General features: G+C 42.6%; 21 protein-coding genes. 9 read left to right on the top strand and 12 right to left on the bottom strand.

The window, feature by feature from the left end:
• The first annotated feature begins 74 nt into the window (after positions 1-74).
• The 3 genes from mfd (at position 75) to AC1IR0_RS08120 (ending at position 5698) form a co-directional block, all read left to right on the top strand.
• Positions 75-3533, top strand: a complete 3459-nt coding sequence (gene mfd, locus AC1IR0_RS08110) for a transcription-repair coupling factor (protein WP_479741267.1) — start codon at positions 75-77, stop codon at positions 3531-3533.
• A gap of 229 nt (positions 3534-3762) precedes the next feature.
• Complete coding sequence (locus AC1IR0_RS08115) at positions 3763-4197, top strand: HIT domain-containing protein (RefSeq protein ID WP_004646760.1); 435 nt, start codon at positions 3763-3765, stop codon at positions 4195-4197.
• A 55-nt stretch (positions 4198-4252) separates the two neighbouring features.
• Complete coding sequence (locus AC1IR0_RS08120) at positions 4253-5698, top strand: adenylate/guanylate cyclase domain-containing protein (RefSeq protein WP_253099282.1); 1446 nt, start codon at positions 4253-4255, stop codon at positions 5696-5698.
• 90 nt (positions 5699-5788) lie between these two features.
• Here AC1IR0_RS08120 and fdx read toward each other — a convergent pair whose 3' ends face one another.
• From fdx to AC1IR0_RS08160, 8 genes are all read right to left on the bottom strand, one after another.
• Complete coding sequence (fdx, locus tag AC1IR0_RS08125; RefSeq protein WP_004279821.1) at positions 5789-6127, bottom strand: ISC system 2Fe-2S type ferredoxin; 339 nt, start codon at positions 6125-6127, stop codon at positions 5789-5791.
• A 15-nt stretch (positions 6128-6142) separates the two neighbouring features.
• The gene (gene hscA / locus AC1IR0_RS08130) at positions 6143-8002 is read right to left on the bottom strand and encodes a Fe-S protein assembly chaperone HscA (protein ID WP_409653129.1); all 1860 of its coding nucleotides are present in this window, start codon (positions 8000-8002) and stop codon (positions 6143-6145) included.
• Positions 8003-8043: 41 nt separating this feature from the next.
• Complete coding sequence (hscB, locus tag AC1IR0_RS08135) at positions 8044-8559, bottom strand: Fe-S protein assembly co-chaperone HscB (protein ID WP_479741268.1); 516 nt, start codon at positions 8557-8559, stop codon at positions 8044-8046.
• A gap of 104 nt (positions 8560-8663) precedes the next feature.
• Positions 8664-8984 (bottom strand): iron-sulfur cluster assembly protein IscA, encoded by a 321-nt coding sequence (gene iscA / locus AC1IR0_RS08140; RefSeq protein WP_409653132.1) that lies wholly within the window; start codon positions 8982-8984, stop codon positions 8664-8666.
• Positions 8985-9018: 34 nt separating this feature from the next.
• A complete protein-coding gene (gene iscU / locus AC1IR0_RS08145; protein ID WP_004279815.1) occupies positions 9019-9405 on the bottom strand; it encodes a Fe-S cluster assembly scaffold IscU in 387 nt (128 codons plus the stop codon).
• A gap of 104 nt (positions 9406-9509) precedes the next feature.
• Entirely contained in the window at positions 9510-10727 is a 1218-nt protein-coding gene (locus AC1IR0_RS08150; RefSeq protein ID WP_004279813.1) for an IscS subfamily cysteine desulfurase, read from the bottom strand.
• 1 nt (position 10728) lies between these two features.
• Entirely contained in the window at positions 10729-11202 is a 474-nt protein-coding gene (locus AC1IR0_RS08155; RefSeq protein ID WP_004279811.1) for an Rrf2 family transcriptional regulator, read from the bottom strand.
• A 112-nt stretch (positions 11203-11314) separates the two neighbouring features.
• Entirely contained in the window at positions 11315-11965 is a 651-nt protein-coding gene (locus tag AC1IR0_RS08160; RefSeq protein WP_005246563.1) for a hypothetical protein, read from the bottom strand.
• Between the two features lie 203 nt (positions 11966-12168).
• Here AC1IR0_RS08160 and AC1IR0_RS08165 point away from each other — a divergent pair, with 203 nt between their 5' ends.
• The 3 genes from AC1IR0_RS08165 (at position 12169) to AC1IR0_RS08175 (ending at position 15073) form a co-directional block, all read left to right on the top strand.
• Positions 12169-12642 (top strand): phasin family protein, encoded by a 474-nt coding sequence (locus AC1IR0_RS08165; protein ID WP_409653137.1) that lies wholly within the window; start codon positions 12169-12171, stop codon positions 12640-12642.
• Between the two features lie 162 nt (positions 12643-12804).
• Positions 12805-13077 carry an HU family DNA-binding protein gene (locus AC1IR0_RS08170; protein ID WP_004279807.1) on the top strand — a complete coding sequence of 91 codons (273 nt, stop codon included), beginning with the start codon at positions 12805-12807 and terminating at the stop codon, positions 13075-13077.
• A 130-nt stretch (positions 13078-13207) separates the two neighbouring features.
• On the top strand, positions 13208-15073 hold the full coding sequence (locus AC1IR0_RS08175; protein WP_479741269.1) for a SurA N-terminal domain-containing protein: 1866 nt from the start codon (positions 13208-13210) through the stop codon (positions 15071-15073).
• A 60-nt stretch (positions 15074-15133) separates the two neighbouring features.
• On the opposite strand, the gene AC1IR0_RS08180 is transcribed toward AC1IR0_RS08175, so the two are convergent.
• On the bottom strand, positions 15134-16003 hold the full coding sequence (locus AC1IR0_RS08180; protein WP_479741270.1) for a DUF2797 domain-containing protein: 870 nt from the start codon (positions 16001-16003) through the stop codon (positions 15134-15136).
• Positions 16004-16037: 34 nt separating this feature from the next.
• Between AC1IR0_RS08180 and AC1IR0_RS08185 the strand changes: the two genes are divergently transcribed.
• Together AC1IR0_RS08185 and AC1IR0_RS08190 are read left to right on the top strand one after the other, a co-directional pair.
• Positions 16038-16508 carry a DUF6231 family protein gene (locus AC1IR0_RS08185; protein WP_479741271.1) on the top strand — a complete coding sequence of 157 codons (471 nt, stop codon included), beginning with the start codon at positions 16038-16040 and terminating at the stop codon, positions 16506-16508.
• Positions 16509-16613: 105 nt separating this feature from the next.
• Positions 16614-17285, top strand: a complete 672-nt coding sequence (locus tag AC1IR0_RS08190) for a YidB family protein (protein WP_314103066.1) — start codon at positions 16614-16616, stop codon at positions 17283-17285.
• Positions 17286-17350: 65 nt separating this feature from the next.
• On the opposite strand, the gene AC1IR0_RS08195 is transcribed toward AC1IR0_RS08190, so the two are convergent.
• From AC1IR0_RS08195 to AC1IR0_RS08205, 3 genes are read right to left on the bottom strand one after another with little or no spacing between them, the layout of a single operon-like run.
• Positions 17351-17965 carry an OB-fold-containig protein gene (locus tag AC1IR0_RS08195; RefSeq protein ID WP_004279798.1) on the bottom strand — a complete coding sequence of 205 codons (615 nt, stop codon included), beginning with the start codon at positions 17963-17965 and terminating at the stop codon, positions 17351-17353.
• Positions 17966-17984: 19 nt separating this feature from the next.
• On the bottom strand, positions 17985-18293 hold the full coding sequence (locus AC1IR0_RS08200) for a Rieske (2Fe-2S) protein (protein ID WP_004279797.1): 309 nt from the start codon (positions 18291-18293) through the stop codon (positions 17985-17987).
• Between the two features lie 14 nt (positions 18294-18307).
• Positions 18308-19312: an adenosine kinase gene (locus AC1IR0_RS08205; protein ID WP_479741272.1), complete on the bottom strand. Its 1005-nt coding sequence runs from the start codon at positions 19310-19312 to the stop codon at positions 18308-18310.
• Between the two features lie 276 nt (positions 19313-19588).
• Between AC1IR0_RS08205 and AC1IR0_RS08210 the strand changes: the two genes are divergently transcribed.
• The gene (locus AC1IR0_RS08210; RefSeq protein ID WP_180087298.1) at positions 19589-20041 is read left to right on the top strand and encodes a GNAT family N-acetyltransferase; all 453 of its coding nucleotides are present in this window, start codon (positions 19589-19591) and stop codon (positions 20039-20041) included.
• Positions 20042-20180 lie beyond the last annotated feature (139 nt).

Consider the following 20180-nt stretch of genomic DNA (forward strand, 5'->3'; position numbering starts at 1 on the left):
TAAAAATAACAAAATATCCTGAGATCATCGTGCTAGTATAAGCCTCAGGTTATTTAGACTTTAAAGCTATATCCATGTTCCAACAAGAAATTTCCCAACTCAATTTACCACAGCTCAAGGCAGGCGAGAAACGCTGGTTAGGCAATCTGCAAGGTTCCTCAACTGCATTATTGCTTAAAGAAATCGTGCAGCAGCAAGCGCGTTTATTTATCGTGATTGCACGTAATAATCAGCATTTGGGTCAACTGGAAAGTGAACTGGAATTTTATGGGATTAAACCCACGATTTTTCCAGATTGGGAAATCTTGCCTTATGACCGTCTCTCCCCACATCAGGATATTGTCTCGGAACGTCTGGCAATCTTATCCAATATGCCCAAAACTGGCGTACTGTTGCTGTCTGCCTCAACTTTGGCACAACGTGTAGCGCCCACCTCATGGATTCTGGGTGAGCATTTCGATATTCATGTCGGTCAGAAATTTGATCTGGAACAACAAAAGAAAAAGCTGATTCAGGCGGGTTATCATCTGGTCGATACCGTTTATGATCCGGGTGAATTCGCAGTACGCGGCAGTATCATGGATATCTACGCATCGGGGCAGGAAGCACCGATTCGGATTGACCTGTTCGATGATGAAATTGAAAGCCTGAAATTTTTCGATTCCGAAACTCAGCGCACCACGCAAAGTTTGCAACAGTTTACCGTATTGCCCGCGCAGGAATTTCCGCTTAAGGAAGGTCGTGCGACGTTCCGTGACCGTTATGCTGAATTTTTTCCGACCGCGAATCCGAAGAAAAATCCAATATACCAGGATGTGATGGATGGCATAGTCTCTCCGGGAATCGAGTTTTATTTGCCCTTGTTTTTCAGCGCTGAAGCCATGCAAGGTCAAAGTTCGCTAATTTCGTACTTACCTAAGAATGGCATTGTCATTACAGATAAGGCTTTGGACGAAAGTCTGAGCCAGTTTTGGCAAGATGTAGTGCGCCGTTATGAAGATCGCCGCCACAATGTCGACCAACCGATCATGCCGCCTGAAAGCCTGTTCTTCCAGACCAATCAGGTTCTGGAGCAGCTGAATCAGTTTGCGCGCATCATTGCTGCACAAACATCTTTTGATCAAAAAGCTGGGGTATTGAATCTTGATACCCAGTTGCCACCGCGTCTGCCCGTAGATCCGAAACGTGAAAAACCGTTTCATGAAGTCAAAAAATATATTGATCAGGCTAATCATCCGGTACTGCTGGTGGCTGAAAGTGCTGGACGCCGTGAAAGTCTTAAAGATGCATTAAGACCAAGTCTGGGTGATATCCCCACGGTTGAAAATTTCGATAGTTTTATTCAATCTCTGTATGCAATTGCCATTACCAATGCGCCTTTGGAGCGTGGTCTGGTATTGACCGATCGTGTCAGCGTAATTTCTGAAAATCAGCTCTATGAACATCGGGTGGTACAGCGCCGTCGCAAACGTCAACAGGAAGTTTCCGAAGAGTTTCTGATCCGAAGTCTAACTGAGCTGACCATGGGCGCGCCTGTGGTACATATCGATTATGGGGTCGGACGTTATGCCGGTCTGGTCACCCTAAGTATTGATGATCAGGATCACGAATTTTTGCAGCTGGATTATGCGGATGCCGCCAAAGTCTATGTGCCGGTGACCAATCTACACTTAATCAGCCGGTACAGTGGTGGTGATCCGGATCTGGCACCTTTGCATAAACTGGGTACAGATGCGTGGAATAAAGCCAAACGTAAAGCGCTGGAACAGATTCACGATGTCGCGGCCGAATTGCTGCATATTCAGGCACGTCGTGCTTCCAAGCCCGGGATCAGTTTTGAAGTCGATCAAAGCCTGTATATGCAATTTGCTAGTGGCTTTGCGTATGAAGAAACACTGGATCAGGCCAATGCGATTGAAGCGACGTTGCATGACATGCAGCAGGCCAAGCCGATGGATCGTCTGGTGTGTGGTGATGTGGGTTTCGGTAAGACAGAAGTCGCGATGCGTGCCGCATTTGTTGCAGTGCAGAATAATCGGCAGGTCGCGATTCTGGTACCAACCACCTTGCTGGCACAGCAGCATTATGATTCATTCAAAGACCGCTTTGCCGACTGGCCGGTCCGAATTGAAGTGCTGTCACGTTTCGGTTCTTCCAAAGCACATACCAAGACCATTGACGACCTGATCGAAGGGAAAGTCGATATTGTGATTGGTACACATAAGATTTTGCAGGAAAATGTCCAGTTTAAGAATCTCGGTCTGATGATTGTCGATGAAGAGCATCGTTTCGGTGTGCGCGACAAGGAGCGAATCAAGGCCATGCGTGCCGATGTTGATATGCTGACACTGACTGCGACTCCAATTCCACGTACGCTGAATATGGCCTTTAGTGGCATGCGTGATCTGTCGATTATCGCCACACCGCCGGCACGCCGTCTTGCGGTGAAAACCTTTGTGCAAGAACATACCGATGACACCATTAAAGAAGCGATTCTGCGTGAATTGCTGCGCGGTGGTCAGGTCTATTTTCTGCATAATGAAGTTGATACAATCGATCGTGCCGCCGAGCATATCCGTAAACTGGTGCCGGAAGCGCGGGTGATTGTGGCCCACGGACAGATGCGTGAACGTGAACTGGAGCAGGTGATGCAGCAGTTCTATCACAAGGAATACAATGTTCTGGTATGTTCGACCATTATTGAAACCGGGATTGATGTTCCGAATGCCAACACCATTCTGATTGAACGTGCCGACAAACTGGGCCTGGCGCAATTACATCAGCTACGCGGACGTGTAGGGCGCTCACATCATCAGGCTTATGCATATTTGATGGTACCGTCATTAAAAGCCTTAAAAGGTGATGCAGAAAAACGTCTGGATGCCATTCAGCGTGCTTCAACTTTGGGTGCCGGTTTTATGCTGGCAACTGAAGATCTGGAAATTCGCGGCGCAGGTGAATTACTCGGTGAACAGCAGAGTGGTTCGATGCAGGCGATTGGTTATAGCCTGTATATGGAAATGCTGGAAAAAGCCACCAAAGCCATTCAAAAAGGTAAAACGCCAAACTTCGACGCACCCTTGTCATTGACTGCCGAAATTACCCTGCATATGCCAGCACTGATTCCGGATGAATATCTGGGTGATGTGCATCAACGTCTGTTGTTCTATAAACGCATCAGTAATACCGATACCCAGGAAAAGCTGGATAATATCCGGATGGAATTGATTGATCGTTTTGGTATACCGCCGCAACCGGTCAAACAGCTCTTTGCTGTACATCAGATTCGATTGAAAGCCGAGCAGCTTGGTATTACTAAAATTGATATCAGCAGTCAGGGTGGGCATATTGAATTTGCACCGGATACTCCGGTTCAAGCCATGACGATTATCCAGATGATGCAGAAACATCCGAGCTATTTCCGGATGGATGGCGGTCAACGTCTAAAAGTCATGGTCATGCTGGAAGACTATCAAAAGCGGATTCAGTTTATACAGGATTTACTGGACAGTCTGCTTAAAGAATTGCACTGATTTTATTCGATTAAATCAGCCTGAAAATTCAGTTTGGATTTCATTTTCCAATGAAGTTTGCAGGAACAACAGGCTTGATTTTTTTAATGAATTGTTTACAGTAATTGTTGTGATGTGCTTCGCAACAAATCATGAGAATTTGTCTTTAAACACATTGCTTTCAATATTCAGCTTCAGTTGGATATGTTAGTATTAGCCATCATTCTAATTTTGCATCATTTATAAAGATATGTTTAGTTTGCATCCACAACTTGCTCAAGATACGTTTTTTGTAGGCGACTTTCCTTTGTCAACATGTCGTTTGATGAATGATATGCAATTTCCCTGGCTCATTCTGATTCCACGTGTGCCGGGTGTCTCTGAATTATATGAATTGAGCCAAGCTGACCAAGAGCAGTTTTTACGTGAATCAAGCTGGTTATCAAGCCAGCTGGCACGTGTTTTCCGTGCAGATAAAATGAATGTAGCAGCGCTGGGTAATATGGTGCCGCAATTGCATTTTCATCATGTAGTTCGTTATCAGAACGACGTTGCATGGCCGAAGCCTGTTTGGGGTACACCTGCTGTTCCTTATAGCAGTGAAGTATTGGCACATATGCGTCAAACCTTAATGCTGGCTTTACGTGGTCAGGGCGACATGCCATTTGACTGGCGCATGGACTAATCAGCCAAGGCATTCCGAGAACCATGAACAGTTGCGGACTTCAGGGAGTGAGTGAGTGCAATTAGACGACTGGATTCAAAAAGAACCCCATCAGTTTGAGTATTTCCATCGCATGATGGGATACATCATGCTGTCTGTGGTTCTGGTCGTCTTTCATTACACTGAACCAGATACCCAGTATCAGCTTTTTGTTCCATTTTTTTTGTTTCTGGTTTTGCTAATTACACCGAAACTATCTCGCTGGCTGATCTATCGTCATGATTATCACATCCGGCGTAATATTCTTTTCCTGATTGATGTCATTGTCATTTCGGTGGTTTTGGCGGCCGTGCATCTGGACTTGGTCTTGTCCTTGCTGGGTCTGGTCGCAGTACTGTATACTGCGATCAGCAATAAAATTTCATTTATGATGGCCTCTCTGGCCAGCCTGATCGGGATTACGCTTTTTTATCTGGCCAATATTCTGGTCTTTGGGTTTAATAATTATTTCGAACCGACCAGCAGTGAGTTGACCGTTTTAGGCTTTATCTGTCTGATTACCTATTTTGGTGTCGGAAGTTTTTATCAAAGTGGTCGTGTGCAATACATGACCCAGAAAAAAGACCATTATTTCGAACAGATGAACCGTTATATGGAATTTGCCAATCAGCTGAGTCGCTATGCGCCCGTGCAGTTATGGCAATCCATTATGAAAGGTGAATCTGAAGCCAAAATTGAATATAAACGTAAAAAGTTGACGATCTTTTTCTCTGATATTCAAGGCTTTACAGAGCTATCTGAAACTCTGATTCCAGATGATTTAGCATTCCTGTTGAATGACTATCTTCGGCATATGACCGAAATCGCTAAAAATTATGAAGCGACTGTCGATAAATTCATGGGTGATGCCATCCTGATTTTCTTTGGTGATCCGAACTCTGAAGGTGTGGAACGGGATGCCAAGAACTGTATGGAAATGGCATTGGCGATGCGTCAGCAAATGAAATTGCTGCGTGAACGCTGGATTAAAATGGGTTATCCGCCACTCCATATCCGCATGGGAATTTCGACCGGTTATTGCCACGTAGGGAATTATGGGGCAACGCATCGTATGGCTTATACCATTGTAGGGCGTGATGCTAACCTGGCAGCGCGTTTGCAAAGTGCAGCGGAAGTCGATGAAATCCTGATTTCGGAAGATACTCATAATTTGATCAAAGATGATTATCTTTGCGCACCGAAAAAGCCGATTTTCCTGAAGGGCATTAAAGCACCTGTAAGAACCTGGCAGGTCATGGAAAAATACGCGTCTCAGAAAGTCGAGTATCAGCGCTGGTTCGATTATGAATATAAGGGCTTCCATTTATTGCTGAATCTGGATGAAGTGCAAAACTTTGAATATCCTGAGCTGATTCATGTGTTAGAAAAAATGATTAAACGCATTGAAACTCAGCAGAAAATGACCAATTCACAAGGCATTGTCAAACTGAAGCTTGAAGATGAAGTGATTGAACACATTTAAAGTTCATGTAAATTTACTTTAATTGTTTCTTATAAAGAGAAAAAAACCACGCCTGAGCGTGGTTTTTTATTTAACTATGAAACGAAAGTATTAGTGATTTTCTGAAGCATGGTTAATGGTGTATTTTGGAATTTCAATTTCCAGATCTTCATCGTCCAGTTTAACCTGACAAGAAAGACGTGAGTCTGGTTCTAGACCCCAAGCACGATCGAGTAAGTCAGCTTCAACATCATCCATTTCTTCCAAGCTGTCAAAACCTTTGCGTACCACCACATGACAGGTGGTACATGCTGCTGACATATCGCAAGCATGTTCGATTTTAATGCCATTTTTCAGTAGGCTTTCGCAAAGATTGGCATTTTGTTCGACTTCAAACTCAGCACCTTCGGGGCAAATCTGCGCATGTGGAAGAACTTTAATACGTGGCATAGTCGTTACCTTAAATTAGTTTGAGTTTGACCAGTCGTCGAGTTTAGTGCCCTTAAGAGCTGCATCAATATGTTGATTCATACGTGCTGCTGCAAAAGCATCACTATGTATTTTAAGCTGTTCAACGGCAGATTCAATTGCTTTGATATCTGAACCCTGAAGCTGAGTTTCAAGTTGTGCTTGCGCAGTTTGCAGGGCTGCAAGCTGTTCCTCAGTCAAAAGACCGGCATCCGCTTTGAGTGCCTGAACCAGTGCTTCCAGCTCACGCTGTGCTTCAACTTTGGTTTCATTCAAATGACGAAGATTTTTATCTTCTTCAGCGAACTTATAACCGTCTAGCAACAGGCGTTCAGTATCTTCACCCGACAAACCATAAGATGGCTTGATATCGATTTGAGCTGTCACACCAGAAGTGGTTTCTTTCGCAGAGACAGTCAGTAAGCCATCAGCATCGACCTGGAACGTCACTTCAATACGTGCCTGACCGGCAGTCATTGGTGGAATACCATGCAGAACAAAACGGCCCAAGCTACGGCAATGTTCAACCAGATCACGTTCACCTTGAACCACATGAATCAACATGGCAGTCTGGCCATCTTGATAAGTAGTAAATTCCTGACGACGAGCCACTGGAATTGCAGTATTACGCGAAATTAATCGTTCAACCAGTCCACCCATGGTTTCAAGACCAAGAGACAGAGGTGTCACGTCTAATAACAAAGAACCATCAGTCGAGTTGCCAATTAATTGGTTCGCAGTAATTGATGCGCCAATCGCAACCACTTCATCCGGGTTAATGGTGCATAGTGGTTCTTGGTTGAACACTTCACGCACGGCTTTTTGCACCGCATAAGAACGGGTTGAGCCACCGACCAAAACGACATTCTGAATGTCATCCAATTCAAGCTTGGCATCACGCATCACACGCTTACATACGCTGATGGTTTTATCCAAAGCAACTTTGATGATCTCTTCAAATGTTGGACGATCCAGTGTTAAAACCTGATCAAGCAATTTGAGTTGAACTGAATCTGCATCAGACAAAGCTTCTTTGGCTTTACGTGCTGCAACCACAAAATGTGCATATTCTGCATCATTCAAGGTGTCAATATTCAGTTGTTTCTTGGCCCATTTCAGGATCAAGCGATCCAAGTCATCGCCACCGAGGGCAGTGTGACCACCGGTTGCCAAAACTTCAAACACACCTTGAGAGAAACGCAGAATCGAAACGTCAAAGGTACCACCACCCAAGTCATAAATCACATAGTTACGGTCTGTGCTTAGATTGCTTTCCTGATCCAGACCATAAGCAACAGCAGCAGCAGTTGGCTCATTTAACAAACGTAAAACATTCAAGCCAGCAAGTTGAGCAGCATCACGGGTTGCCTGACGCTGTGCTTCATCGAAGTACGCCGGAACTGTAATAACGGCACCATTGACCGGATTTTGCAGACTGGCTTCAGCGCGGTCTTTCAACTGCTTTAAAATTTCTGCAGAAATCTCAACCGGAGTCTTACGGCCTTGTGCGGTTTCAAAAGCCGGCATTTCATTCGCTTCACCAACCAACGCATAAGGATGCTGGAATTTAATGTCAGCTTTCGAACGACCCATAAATCGTTTCACAGAAACGATGGTGTTCTTAGGGTCAGTAGTAATGAAAGGCGCAGCTTCATTGCCGTATTGAGTCTGTTGTTCTGCATAATGCACGATAGAAGGAAGTAGCACACGACCTTGTTCGTCATTAAGTACTTTGGCTTTACCTGAAAGAACCGTGGCAACCAAAGAGTGGGTGGTGCCTAAATCGATACCAATCGCAATGCGGTGTTCATGTGGTGCACTTGATTGACCTGGTTCTGCAATTTGCAAGAGAGCCATAGTGTTACATCCTTTGCACGTTAAATGTTAAATACTAAAAATTAGAAATCATCATCAAGATCAAAGCTGTCATCGTCCAGGAAGCGGTCTTCCGCTTTGTCGATATCGGCCATGACTTTAACGAAGAAGCGTAGTTTGCGCACTGTATCGCGTGCTTCGGCCCAGTCTTCATCCGCATAATCAATTTTGAACTCGCGAACCAAGCCCTCAATCCATTGCTGGACTTCGACTTTCAGTGAAGTTAAATCTTCAGCAGAAGTTGCATCGTTAAGTTGTTCACGAATTTCCAGAGCGTCCTGCAAGAATTCAAAATCACTGATCGACTGATCTAAGTGATAATCCTGTTTCTTGAGAGACAGTAAATACGCTGCACGGCTATCGACCGCTGACAAGGTTTTAAATGCCTGATTGATATCACTTGATTTAATCAGAGCCTGATCTTTGTCTTCAGCTTTATCTGGGTGATATTGTTGCTGCAACTTTAAAAATTCAGTCTTTAAAGCCGCTAAATCAATATCGAGTGCTACAGGAAGGTTGAACAACTCAAAATGATTCATGGGAGATAGGATCCGCGATTAATGTGCAAAAATAACTGTATAAATGCAATTAAAACAGTGTGAAACACACTGTTTTAATGTCAAAAAGAGAATAACTGCCGGGTTTATACAGTGAAGGATTCACCACAACCGCATTCGCCTTTTTTGTTGGGGTTGTTAAATTCGAAGCCTTCGTTCAAGCCGTTTTTAACATAGTCCATCTCCATACCTTCAAGATAAACCAGGCTTTTCGGGTCAACGAATACTTTAACCCCAAACTGCTCAAAGGCTTGGTCATGTGTATCGACTTCATCGACGAACTCGAGCACATAGGCCAGACCAGAACAGCCTGAAGTTTTCACACCAACGCGAATGCCTTTACCCTTACCGCGATTTTTTAAATAATTGCTGATATGAGTTGCAGCATTTTCAGTTAAATGGATCATGAAAACTCCGTTAAAATTTCAAAACGTGGAACAATTAAGCTTTAACTTTCTTGCTACGGTAGTCTTCTACAGCTGCTTTGATTGCATCTTCAGCAAGAACAGAGCAGTGTACTTTTACTGGTGGAAGTGCAAGTTCAGTCGCAATATCAATATTCTTGATCGCTTGAGCTTGATCCAAAGTTTTACCTTTGAGCCATTCAGTCACAAGTGAACTTGATGCAATGGCAGAACCACAACCATAAGTTTTAAAACGTGCTTCTTCAATCACGCCTTCGTCGTTTACCTGAATCTGTAAACGCATCACGTCACCACATGCTGGCGCACCAACCATACCAGTACCAACGTTTTCAGCATTTTTGTCTAAAACGCCAACATTACGAGGGTTTTCGTAATGATCAATTACTTTTTCGCTATAAGCCATGTTGCTTCTCCAAACCTCGGGGTCAGCCTTAGTATTAAATATGGGGGTAAAAAAACTTTTCTCAATGAGATAGCAACGGATTTGTCACTATCTCAGAATGAAAATTAGTGCTCAGCCCACTCAACTTTAGAAAGGTCGATACCTTCCTTATACATATCCCAAAGCGGAGAAAGTTCACGTAACTTCTCAACAGCAGCTTTAGTGATAGTCAATACGTGATCGATATCTTCTTCAGTGGTATATTTACCAAAGCTGAAGCGGATCGAACTGTGTGCAAGTTCGTCTGAAAGACCCAATGCACGAAGTACATAAGATGGTTCAAGTGTTGCAGATGTACATGCCGAACCTGAAGATACCGCAGCATCTTTCAATGCCATCATCAATGATTCGCCTTCAACGAAGTTGAAGCTAATGTTTAGATAGTTCGCTACGTTTTGTGTTGGATGGCCATTCAGGAACACTTGTTCAAGACCTTGTAAACCATTCCATAGCTTGTCGCGAAGTACGCGTAGACGAGTTTGTTCAGCTTCCAGGTTTTTGCCTGCAAGTTCAAAGGCTTCACCCATACCTACAATCTGGTGAGTCGCAAGGGTACCTGAACGCATACCACGTTCATGGCCGCCACCATGCATTTCAGCTTTAAGGCGTACACGTGGGCTACGACGTACAAACAGCGCACCAATACCTTTAGGGCCATAGATCTTGTGCGCAGAGAAGCTCATCAAGTCTACTTTTAAAGTTGAAAGATCAATTTCAACTTTACCTGCCGCCTGAGCTGCATCTACATGGAAGAAAATCTTGTTGGCGCGAGTGATTTCACCAATCGCTGCAACATCAGTCACAGTACCGATTTCATTGTTCACCATCATCAGGGAAACAAGAATCGTATCTGGACGGATCGCTGCCTGTACCATTTCTGGAGTAATTAAACCGGTTTGAGGTTGAGGCTCAATATAGGTAATTTCAAAACCTTCAGACTCAAGCTCACGACAGGTATCTAAAACTGCCTTATGTTCGATTTTAGAGGTAACGATATGTTTACCTTTAGATGCATAGAAATGAGCCACACCTTTAAGCGCAAGGTTGTCTGACTCGGTCGCACCCGAAGTCCATACGATTTCACGTGGATCAGCTTTAATTAAATTCGCAACTTGTTCACGTGCATATTCAACTTTTTCTTCTGCTTGCCAACCATACGCGTGTGAACGAGATGCCGCATTACCAAAGGTACCATCGAATGTTAAGCATTCCATCATACGTTCAGCAACCTGAGGATCTACAGGAGTTGTAGCTGCATAATCAAGATAAATCGGACGTTTCATGTCAAATACCTGTAACCGATAAAAGGGCTGAATCTAAAGGTGCTGATTTTTGGCGTAATGACACAGTCTGGACGTTGTCACGTGCAACCAGATCAGCAAGCGAGATTTTTTCTAAATAATCGGCGATGTGATGGGAGAGTTCCTGCCATAAATCATGAGTCAAGCACATCGCGCCATTCTGGCAATTGCCTTTATGGTCACAGCGAGTCGCATCAACTGTTTCGTTTACAGCTTCAATAATTGCTAACACAGTAATTTCATCTGCATTACGTGCTAAATGGTAACCACCATTTGCGCCACGAACACTAGAAACTAAACCATGACGCTTGAGCTTCGCAAATAACTGCTCAAGATAAGCAACAGAAATAGTTTGACGTGCTGCAATTTCAGCGAGCGTTATCGTTTTTTCAGAAGGCTGCAAAGCTAGATCAAGTAGAGCAGTCACAGCGTAGCGACCGCGAGTGGTTAGGCGCATGATTCGATACACATGGTTAGACTAGATGTGTAGATTTTATGAATCCCGACTAAATTAGTCAAGTTATTTTTAGTAGACCTTAGTGGGATTTAATTTTTGGAGAATGAAAGATTTACATGCTCAGCCAATTATACACTAATAACGTAATCAAAAGTACGCTGCTCAGGCCAAAAATGATATTAATACGCTTTTGACGGCGTTCGATCCGTTTCAGGCGGTTTTTATACTGTTTGACTTCCACTTGCAGGGTATTGATCTTGGAGCGCTGTTCTTCAATTTTCTTTAAAAGCGGTGCAATACGCTTTTTAGAAGCAATAATTTCCGCTTCATCCGTCGGCGCATCAGACAGCCAGTGTTTCCAGTCGGCTAGTACTTTTGGCAAGCTGAATACGGTTAACAGATCACGAAACTCATCTTTTAAAACCTGATTGCCATCAATGCGCATGCTGCGAATGCTACGACGATTGCCAAAAATGAAAATTTTAATCAGATCGGGAAGTGTAGTGCGCACATCCAGGTCGACAATGCGGCCCGGTGCTTTGTGGTCAAATAATAGTCCATTGGGGGTGAATTGCACATAAAAGTCGAAATATGGAATATAGCTATTGATTTTAATCGAGATGTTTTCATCTACAAACTTTTTGGCCTGTAATGCAACGACACGATCATGCTTGAGAATGAAAGTAAATATTGTCTCTAAAACAATTAACGTCATCGTAAGCAACAAATGCGGTTGATTTTGACTTTGTTGCGATTCGCTCATATACAACCAATCCTTACCTGAAATATAAAGTGAAAAAGCTTCCTGCTTGTGAAGAGATTTCAGGGTTAAATCAAATTAGACTTGAAATAAATTGCTTTGTAGAACAGTTTATCAAATCTATCAAGTACTAAATTTGCTATTATGCAGTGGTTTTGTAGAATAATTTATAATAATTGCGCAGAAAACAAACAGGAGCCGTGCACATGGATAAGTCAAAAACAGCACAAGACTCAGCTGAAGCTTCGAATGAGAAAATGCTGAAACCCAAGTCTAAATCTGCCTCGGAGCGCAAATCGGTTCTTGATTTTCGTAAATACACCAAACAGATCTGGTTGGCTGGACTCGGGGCATTTTCACGTGCAGAAGAAGAAGGCAATAAACTGTTTGACTCGCTGGTCAAGGTCGGGGAAGAACTTGAATCTAAAACTGCAGATATTGCCGATCAAACTGTAGAGAAGGTTTCAGAAAAAGCCAAAGAGTCGGTCACAGACACCAAAGACAAAGTGGAAAAATTAATCGACAACTCTATTCATCACTCATTGAATCGTATAGGATTAGTCACACTGAAGGATGTACAGTATTTGGAACGTTTAATTCTCCAGTTGCATGTCAAGGTTGATCAGTTGACTGCGGAACAAGAAAAAATGAAAGAAGAATTGCCGAAAAAACTTAAATAAAATGACTTTATTTATTATTCAATGTTTTTTTCGCATATTTTTTGAAAAAAAAGAGGTTCTTAAGTATTGCGTTTATACCTAAAGCATTGCTATAAAGGCGTTATGGCATGTTAAACCAATTCTTGAACCTTAAATAAACGATATTAAGAGGACGTAATCTTCATGAATAAATCAGAATTAATTGATGCAATTGCAGAAAAAGGGGGATTATCTAAGGCTGACGCAGGTAAAGCTTTAGATGCTACAATTGCTTCTGTTACTGAAGCTTTAAAATCGGGTGATACAGTAACTTTAGTGGGTTTTGGTACTTTCGGTGTGAAAGAACGCGCTGCACGTACTGGCCGTAACCCACAAACTGGTGCTACTCTTGAGATCAAAGCAAGCAAAGTACCTAGCTTCAAAGCAGGTAAAGGCTTAAAAGACGCTGTAGCTTAAGCTTACCCAGCGACGAAACGCGCCTTTTTTGGCGCGTTTTTTATTGATAAATTTAATTGTGATGATTAACACATTCATTCAATGGGTATTTTCGGTTAAAATCCTTTGCAAATAAAATATTGGAATACTTATGGAAGCTTTTCGTAAAGTTATTAAGGGTTGGTTGGGCAAAGTCTTGCTCGTTCTGTTTTTGACCCCGTTAGCACTTGTAGGTATTGAAGGATATTTTAGCAGCGGAAACTCTGATGCGGCAAAATCAGTGAACGGGACTGAAATATCTCAAAAAGAATTAGAGTCACTGACCAAATCATTTAAAGAACAATATCTCAGTTATGCCAATGGGGATGAAACTTTACTGAATCAAAGCTTCATTGACCAGAAAGCCATGGATACTCTGGTTGCACGTACTTTATTGCTGCAACAGGCTGAAGAATTAGGGATCAGTCTGAGTGACCAGCAAATTGAACAGATGATTGCTCAGCAGCCTACTTTCCAGCAAGATGGCAAGTTCTCGAATGCTTTATATGAAAATTATCTGAAATCAATTGGCATGACCAATCGTGCTTTGATTGAAAGTTTACGTAAAGATCATGCGCTCAAAATGCTATCATCGACTTTCCTGGATTATCCGCTGGTAAGCCCAGTCGAAATGCAGCAGATTGCTGATTTGCAAACCGAACAACGTCATATTCATATTTCCAGCATTAATCTGGATAGCTATAAAAAAGATGTCAAAGTCACTGATGCAGACATTGCTGCCTATTATGAAAAGCACAAAACACTGTTTAAACAGCCGACCAGTGTAGATGTCGACTATGTCGTGTTAAAGCCAAGCGATATTCAGGTGCAGAGTTTAGCGGTTACAGATGCTGAGCTTCAGGAAGCCTATACCGCCTTTGTTGCGACACAAAAACAGGCAGTTAAACCAGATGTGAAGCATATTTTAATTACGGCGGACAGCCGTAGTGATGCTGAAGCAAAAAAACTGGCGAGCGACATTGCAGCCAAAATTAAAGCCGGTACCACTTTTGCTAAGGCAGCAGCACAATATTCTGAAGACCCTGATTCTAAGTCTCAAGGTGGTGCGCTTGCTGTCTATGAAGAAGGTGTATTCGGTACTGCATTTGACCAGACGGTTAGTTCTTTAAAATCGGGTCAGGTGTCTGCACCGGTGAAAACAGATTATGGATACCACATTATTTCTGTGCAAACGCCAGATGTTGCGGTTCCTTCTTTTGAATCACAAAAAGCACGTTTGTCTGAAGAAGCCTTAGCTGCTAAAAAATCCAATGCATTCTCCGATACGGTCAATACGCTGAATGATATGGTGGTAGGAAGTGATTCACTGGATGTCGTTACTCAAGAAGTGAAAGGTGTGCAAGTCCAGAAAGCCCAAGGGGTAACACTTTCGACCCGTGATCCAGTGCTGAGCGATGCTAACCTCAAAGTCAAATTGTTTAATGATGATGTTAAAAATGATGATCGTAATGCGTCATCAAGCATTCAGTTGGCCAATGGTGATGTAGCCTGGATCAAGGTGCGTAATTATCATGCAGCTGGCGAACAAACACTGGCAGAAGCAAAACCGCGTGTTAAGGCTCAGTTGATTGAAGACAAAGCAGCTGCTTTGGCAAAAGCAAAAATTCAGAAAGCTTTGGATGAGTTTAAAACCAAACCGGCTGCGGCAGTGGCGAAAGGTGATTTGATCTTTGAAGATGCTGGTGTTTACACACGTGCTGAAGGTTTGCTAAAACGTGATGTACAGCGTGCGGCCTTTAGTCTTACGACACCAAAAGCAGGCCATTGGTCAGTGACTACAGCGAAAATGCCAAATGAGCTGGTTGTAGTTGCTGTATCAGAAGTGAAGAAAAATCCGGTGGATGTATTGAGTGCAGAACAACGCAGTGAGTTGGTCAAGTTATATCAACAACTTCGTGGTCAGCAGGAATTTGATGACTATACGCGTTACCTGAAATCTCAAGCAAAAATCAAATAAAATTATTGTATAAAAAACCAGCCTGCGGGCTGGTTTTTTATTTTCTAGGCAAATAATGGTTTAAGCACGAATAATCAGTTCATAACCGGTATATTTGCGCATATTAATTACGCCAGTATCCAGAATTAAATACTGACCCTTGATGCCTTGTAATTTGCCACGAATCACAGGAGTTTTATCCAGATTATGCGATTTAATCTTTTCCGGATATTGTTCTACCGGATAAATAAATTCTCGTGCGAATTCATCTTCTAATACTTCAATATTTTCATTAAATTCTAGATTCTGATTAAATTCTTCACGAATGCTTTGAATTTTAGGCGCGAATTCTTCTAGCAGCTGTTCACGCACTTCAATCAGATTCAAAGGTTCTGCTTCACCTTTGAGCAGCTTGCGCCAATCAGTTTTATCAGCGACCTGCGTACCAAACATGACTTCGAGCTTTCCTGAAAGACGACGCGAGCCAACTTTCATAATCGGCAGGGCTTGGGTAGCACCCTGATCAAGCCAGCGAGTCGGCATTTGGCTGGTACGGGTAATGCCGACTTTTAACGCACTAGAATTGGCCAAATAGACAATATGTGGCTGAAAGCAGACATTCTGTGCAAACTCATCTTCGCGGCAAGTGCCCAAATGATAATGGCAAGTCTCTGGCTTCATGATGCACATATCACATGAAGCATTGATTTTAAAACATTTAAAACAGTGACCTTGCGAGAATGACTTGGAAGTTTTGTTGCCACAAGACACGCAGTAAATATTACCGGTCCATTCAATCTCGATTTCCTGACCTAAATCAAACGGAAGATCAATTTCTGTACGATCTAAAATTAATTTATATTCAACATTTGCCCGCTGTATCTGTTGATCAGTTACACTAAGATCCTTGAGGCCGACGTGCATTTTATGACAAATGCCCTGAAGTTCCATAAAAATTACTCACTTAAATCATAAGGATGCAGTTATGGCTGAGCAGAATGTCATTACTTCGATGCTAGACGATTTCGCACAGGAACAGCCAATTCATACTGCTATTTGTATTGGGCAGGACTTGAGCCAAGTCCAGTTTCAGCCAGCTATTCAATGGTCCTATTTTAGCGTATCTGACTTTTTAAATCTGCCTTTTCAGCAACGTTATGACTTGGCTGTGGTGATGCTGGATACTGCGGAAACAGAACATTTGTCTGAACAGAGCATGAGTCAAATTCTGGTGAAATTACGTGATTTGTTCGCCAAACGACTGGTAGTGATCAGTCGCTTGCAAGACGAAAAATTATTGAGAGCTTTGGGATTCACCCAGTTGATTGACAAGACCACACATGAGGCCGATTTTGCGCTGTGGCAGTTTAATATTTTAACCTATAAACACGTGCCAGACTGGTTTAACTCCAAGTTTTGGGCCAATCCGGAAAACTGGGATAAATTTCGCTGGTAAGCCGAAAACCTGCTTAACTAAGATTGCAAATATTAACACAATCTTGCCTAGACAATATGAGGGCAGGCCGTATTCTGTAATTAAGATGCACATAGGATATAGGACATGACAAACCTGAGTAGTATTGTGGAAATATTAGCAAAGCATGCATTGGGTGACGGGCAGTCGCAGCAGAAATCCTCACAACAAGGTGGCTTGGCAGATATCCTGGGGTCTGTGCTAGGGCATTTAAACCAGTCAAATCCTCAGCAAAATCAAAATACTCAAAACCAGCAAAATCAAACCGGCCAGCAGAATCGACAAAATGGTCTGGGGGCAATTTTAGGTTCAGTACTAAGTCAGTTTGGTGGTAGCAGCAATCAAGGATCTGCTCAGCCTCGTTCAGGACTAGGTGGTTCTACCGGTAAAACCTTATTAATTGCAGTACTGCCTTTGGTGCTGGCCTGGATTCAAAAACAGGGCGGTTTACAGGGTGCATTAGACAAGCTCAAAGGACAGGGGCTTAATAGCCAGGTCGATGATTGGGTGTCGACCGGTCCCGGTGAAAATGCAAATGTCGATCCGCAGCAGGTGCAAAAACTGTTTGATGAGCAAGAAGTTGAAGAAGTTGCACAGCAAACCCATGCATCGAAGCAGGATGTGTATAGTGCGATTTCACAGGTCTTGCCGCAGATTATTGATTCGCTTACTCCACAAGGTGAGCAAACCAGCAAGCAGGAAGCCAATAATGATATTCAAAATGTATTGAATATGGTTTCAGGACTTCTTAAAAAATAAATATGGACATTAAAAAATCCCGATATCTGTCGGGATTTTTTAATAACTATCAAATGATTTAGAATTTAATCTAGATTCATGCTGAACAGCTGATTAGATTTACAAATTTTCTTAGCAACATAATGAGATTTTCTCATGCGAATCAGGATAATCTGCGACTGAAAACCGAGTTCACCAAACTCAGGTTCTACCTGTACATAATGCAGTTGTCCATACTCATCCCGTACCCGTGCTTGAGCAGAAAAACCGGGACGGGCATTGCCACTGGAAATCGTCGCCAGACGACCAAGTAAATTGACATTGTTCTTTTTATATTTGGGTGGAATGACCTGATCCAGACAGTGAATCATAAAAATAGTAAAAAAAGTCGCAATGATTAAAGCCGGAATAATCAGGTAATAAGCAGGCAGAAATTTAAATTCCTGAGAATAGATCAGGAACTGTAAAACATAGCCGGCAAAACTAAAATTCATCAGGAAGAAAAACACAATCAAGGTTTTGGAGAATTTGACGTTTAGTAGATCCATCTGCTGAAAGTCATAAGGTGAAATTTTTTGCAGAAACTTGCTGGGTCTGAGTCCAAAATAGAAACCAATGGTTTTCACCACACCGAACAGAATAATCGCCAATAAACTCAGATGAAAAGGCATCAGGTTATAGTCTAGAAAAAATGCAGGCATGGTGAAGTCCGTTTTAGTCTTATTCTGAGAGGTAAATTCCACCATCAGAATGCACGGTAATCTCTACTTTTTCAAGTGCTTGACCTTGGCAAGGCCCAGAAATGCATTCCCCGCTTTCTACCAGAAACAAGGCACCATGCGTGGAGCATTCAATAAATTCCTGATCACGATCTAGAAACTGGTTTTCCAGAAATTCCAGCTCGACCTGCAAATGCGGACACAGGTTTTGATAGGCATAGAAGGCACCATCACGTTGGGTGATAAAGATATTATCTCCATCTGGAAGCTCAAAAGAGCGTGCTTCGCGTTCTGGAACGTCTTCGGTCATGCAAATTTTAAACATTAAGCACATTCCTTTTGAAAGTCTTGTAATAATGCTGCATAGTCTTCAACTGCCAAGCGCGGACCAAATTGTGAAACCACTTGGCTTGAAATGAGAATCGCCAGTTCAGCCGCAGCTTGAAGACCCAAATTGGCATTCAATCCGTACAGGAAGGCTCCGGCAAAAGCGTCACCGGCACCGTTGGCATCTACCGCAGTAACTTTGCGACCTGGAACAGTAAAGGTATTCTGATGATCAGAAATTAATGCACCTTCAGCTGACAATGTAATGACAACGTGCTGACTGATTGTTTTTAATTTAAGCAAAGCCGCATCAATATTATCTGTTTCTGTATACATCAGCGCTTCTTGCTGGTTACATAGCAGTAGGTCAACACCATCTGCAATCATTTCATCCAGGCCGGCACGGGCATATTGCACCATGGCAGGATCAGATAAAGTTAGAGCAATTTTAACGCCATTAGCACGGGCAATATCACGTGCTTGTTGTACCGCATGACGTGCCGTTTCAGAAGTTGATAAATAACCTTCGAGATATAGCCATTTCGCGCTATGTAATGCGCTGAAATCAATTTGTTGATCGGTCAGTTCGGCTGTAATACCCAGGTAAGTATGCATGGTACGTTCAGAATCAGGGCTGACCAGAACCATACATGTCCCTGTCACGCCTTCACTGATCGATTGGGTGGTGGTTTTAATACCGGCATCATTTAAACCTTTCAGGTAGATGTGTCCCAGTTCGTCATTGCCGACACGACAGCCATAAAATGCAGAACCACCGAGCGCAGAAAATGCCACAGTAGTGTTGGCTGCTGAACCGCCTGAAGCCTGACCCTTATACACTTGAGTCGCTTGAAGATTTTGATAAAGAGTGGCCTGAGTCTCACCATCTGCAAGTTGCATGGTGCCTTTTTGCAAGTGATGTGCAGTTAAAAAGTCATCAGAAACTTTAAATTCTTGGTCAATCAGCGCATTACCAATCGCAAAAAGATCAACAGTTGCCATGTTCAAATATCACATTAAAAATGAAAGTCCTAAGTTTACACGATTGCTTGGGATTGCTGTAGTTTGCTGAATCATTTTCAAATACTTTTTAAAAATGCTGTATTTTGTTCAGCAGCTATCTTTGGTCTAAAAACTGACTTATTTTTGTGCACTAGGGCGCTGCAGCATTGATTTAAGGATCACATTTTATTTATAAAGAGATATCGCTCCTGGCATGATATTTTAAGTCGCTTGGCAACTGTCATTCTCCACAACAATTTCAAATAGTGTGCGTATATGAATATTAAAATTGTAACAGCCGAACAACTCCCGGATCAGATCGAAACACTGGCAACTCTGGCACGTAAAGAAGGCTATAATTTGGTAGATAAGTTAATAGAAGAATATCGCACCGGGAAAAACTGCTTTAGCCACGCCAATGAATATCTGGTGGTGGCGCATGATGGCAAGAAATTGGTTGCCTGTGGCGGCTTAAACCAGCAATTGGGAGATAACGGCATTGAAGACCGCATTGGTCGTGTACGCCGTTTCTATGTGCATCCGAAATATCGTCAGCATGGCGTAGGCAAACAGCTTTTGGCTTACCTGGAGCAATTGGCACGTCCGCATTATTCAGCTTTGTGCCTGCAAACAGATACCCGACTGGCCGCCAGTTTTTATCAAAAGCAGAATTATGTATTTGTGGAAAACAATCCAAGCTATAACTATTTTAAATATCTGATTTCTTAAGCTTGTAAATACTCATTTAGATGCAGGAAGTAAATTTGATGATTTAATTTTCAAATGATCAAGTTTACTTAATTCGATCAAAATCCTCGGTTTTCAACGTGAATAATTCAGATAACTAAAGCTATAATGCGCTTAGTTA

The sequence above is a fragment of the Acinetobacter sp. 129952 genome, assembly GCF_056642055.1.

Coding starts and splice junctions, on each gene's coding strand:
- mfd (WP_479741267.1), top strand. CDS start 75: ATGTTCCAACAAGAAATTTCCCAACTCAATTTACCACAGCTCAAGGCA.
- AC1IR0_RS08115 (WP_004646760.1), top strand. CDS start 3,763: ATGTTTAGTTTGCATCCACAACTTGCTCAAGATACGTTTTTTGTAGGC.
- fdx (WP_004279821.1), bottom strand. CDS start 6,127: ATGCCACGTATTAAAGTTCTTCCACATGCGCAGATTTGCCCCGAAGGT.
- hscA (WP_409653129.1), bottom strand. CDS start 8,002: ATGGCTCTCTTGCAAATTGCAGAACCAGGTCAATCAAGTGCACCACAT.
- hscB (WP_479741268.1), bottom strand. CDS start 8,559: ATGAATCATTTTGAGTTGTTCAACCTTCCTGTAGCACTCGATATTGAT.
- iscA (WP_409653132.1), bottom strand. CDS start 8,984: ATGATCCATTTAACTGAAAATGCTGCAACTCATATCAGCAATTATTTA.
- iscU (WP_004279815.1), bottom strand. CDS start 9,405: ATGGCTTATAGCGAAAAAGTAATTGATCATTACGAAAACCCTCGTAAT.
- AC1IR0_RS08150 (WP_004279813.1), bottom strand. CDS start 10,727: ATGAAACGTCCGATTTATCTTGATTATGCAGCTACAACTCCTGTAGAT.
- AC1IR0_RS08155 (WP_004279811.1), bottom strand. CDS start 11,202: ATGCGCCTAACCACTCGCGGTCGCTACGCTGTGACTGCTCTACTTGAT.
- AC1IR0_RS08160 (WP_005246563.1), bottom strand. CDS start 11,965: ATGAGCGAATCGCAACAAAGTCAAAATCAACCGCATTTGTTGCTTACG.
- AC1IR0_RS08165 (WP_409653137.1), top strand. CDS start 12,169: ATGGATAAGTCAAAAACAGCACAAGACTCAGCTGAAGCTTCGAATGAG.
- AC1IR0_RS08170 (WP_004279807.1), top strand. CDS start 12,805: ATGAATAAATCAGAATTAATTGATGCAATTGCAGAAAAAGGGGGATTA.
- AC1IR0_RS08175 (WP_479741269.1), top strand. CDS start 13,208: ATGGAAGCTTTTCGTAAAGTTATTAAGGGTTGGTTGGGCAAAGTCTTG.
- AC1IR0_RS08180 (WP_479741270.1), bottom strand. CDS start 16,003: ATGGAACTTCAGGGCATTTGTCATAAAATGCACGTCGGCCTCAAGGAT.
- AC1IR0_RS08185 (WP_479741271.1), top strand. CDS start 16,038: ATGGCTGAGCAGAATGTCATTACTTCGATGCTAGACGATTTCGCACAG.
- AC1IR0_RS08190 (WP_314103066.1), top strand. CDS start 16,614: ATGACAAACCTGAGTAGTATTGTGGAAATATTAGCAAAGCATGCATTG.
- AC1IR0_RS08195 (WP_004279798.1), bottom strand. CDS start 17,965: ATGCCTGCATTTTTTCTAGACTATAACCTGATGCCTTTTCATCTGAGT.
- AC1IR0_RS08200 (WP_004279797.1), bottom strand. CDS start 18,293: ATGACCGAAGACGTTCCAGAACGCGAAGCACGCTCTTTTGAGCTTCCA.
- AC1IR0_RS08205 (WP_479741272.1), bottom strand. CDS start 19,312: ATGGCAACTGTTGATCTTTTTGCGATTGGTAATGCGCTGATTGACCAA.
- AC1IR0_RS08210 (WP_180087298.1), top strand. CDS start 19,589: ATGAATATTAAAATTGTAACAGCCGAACAACTCCCGGATCAGATCGAA.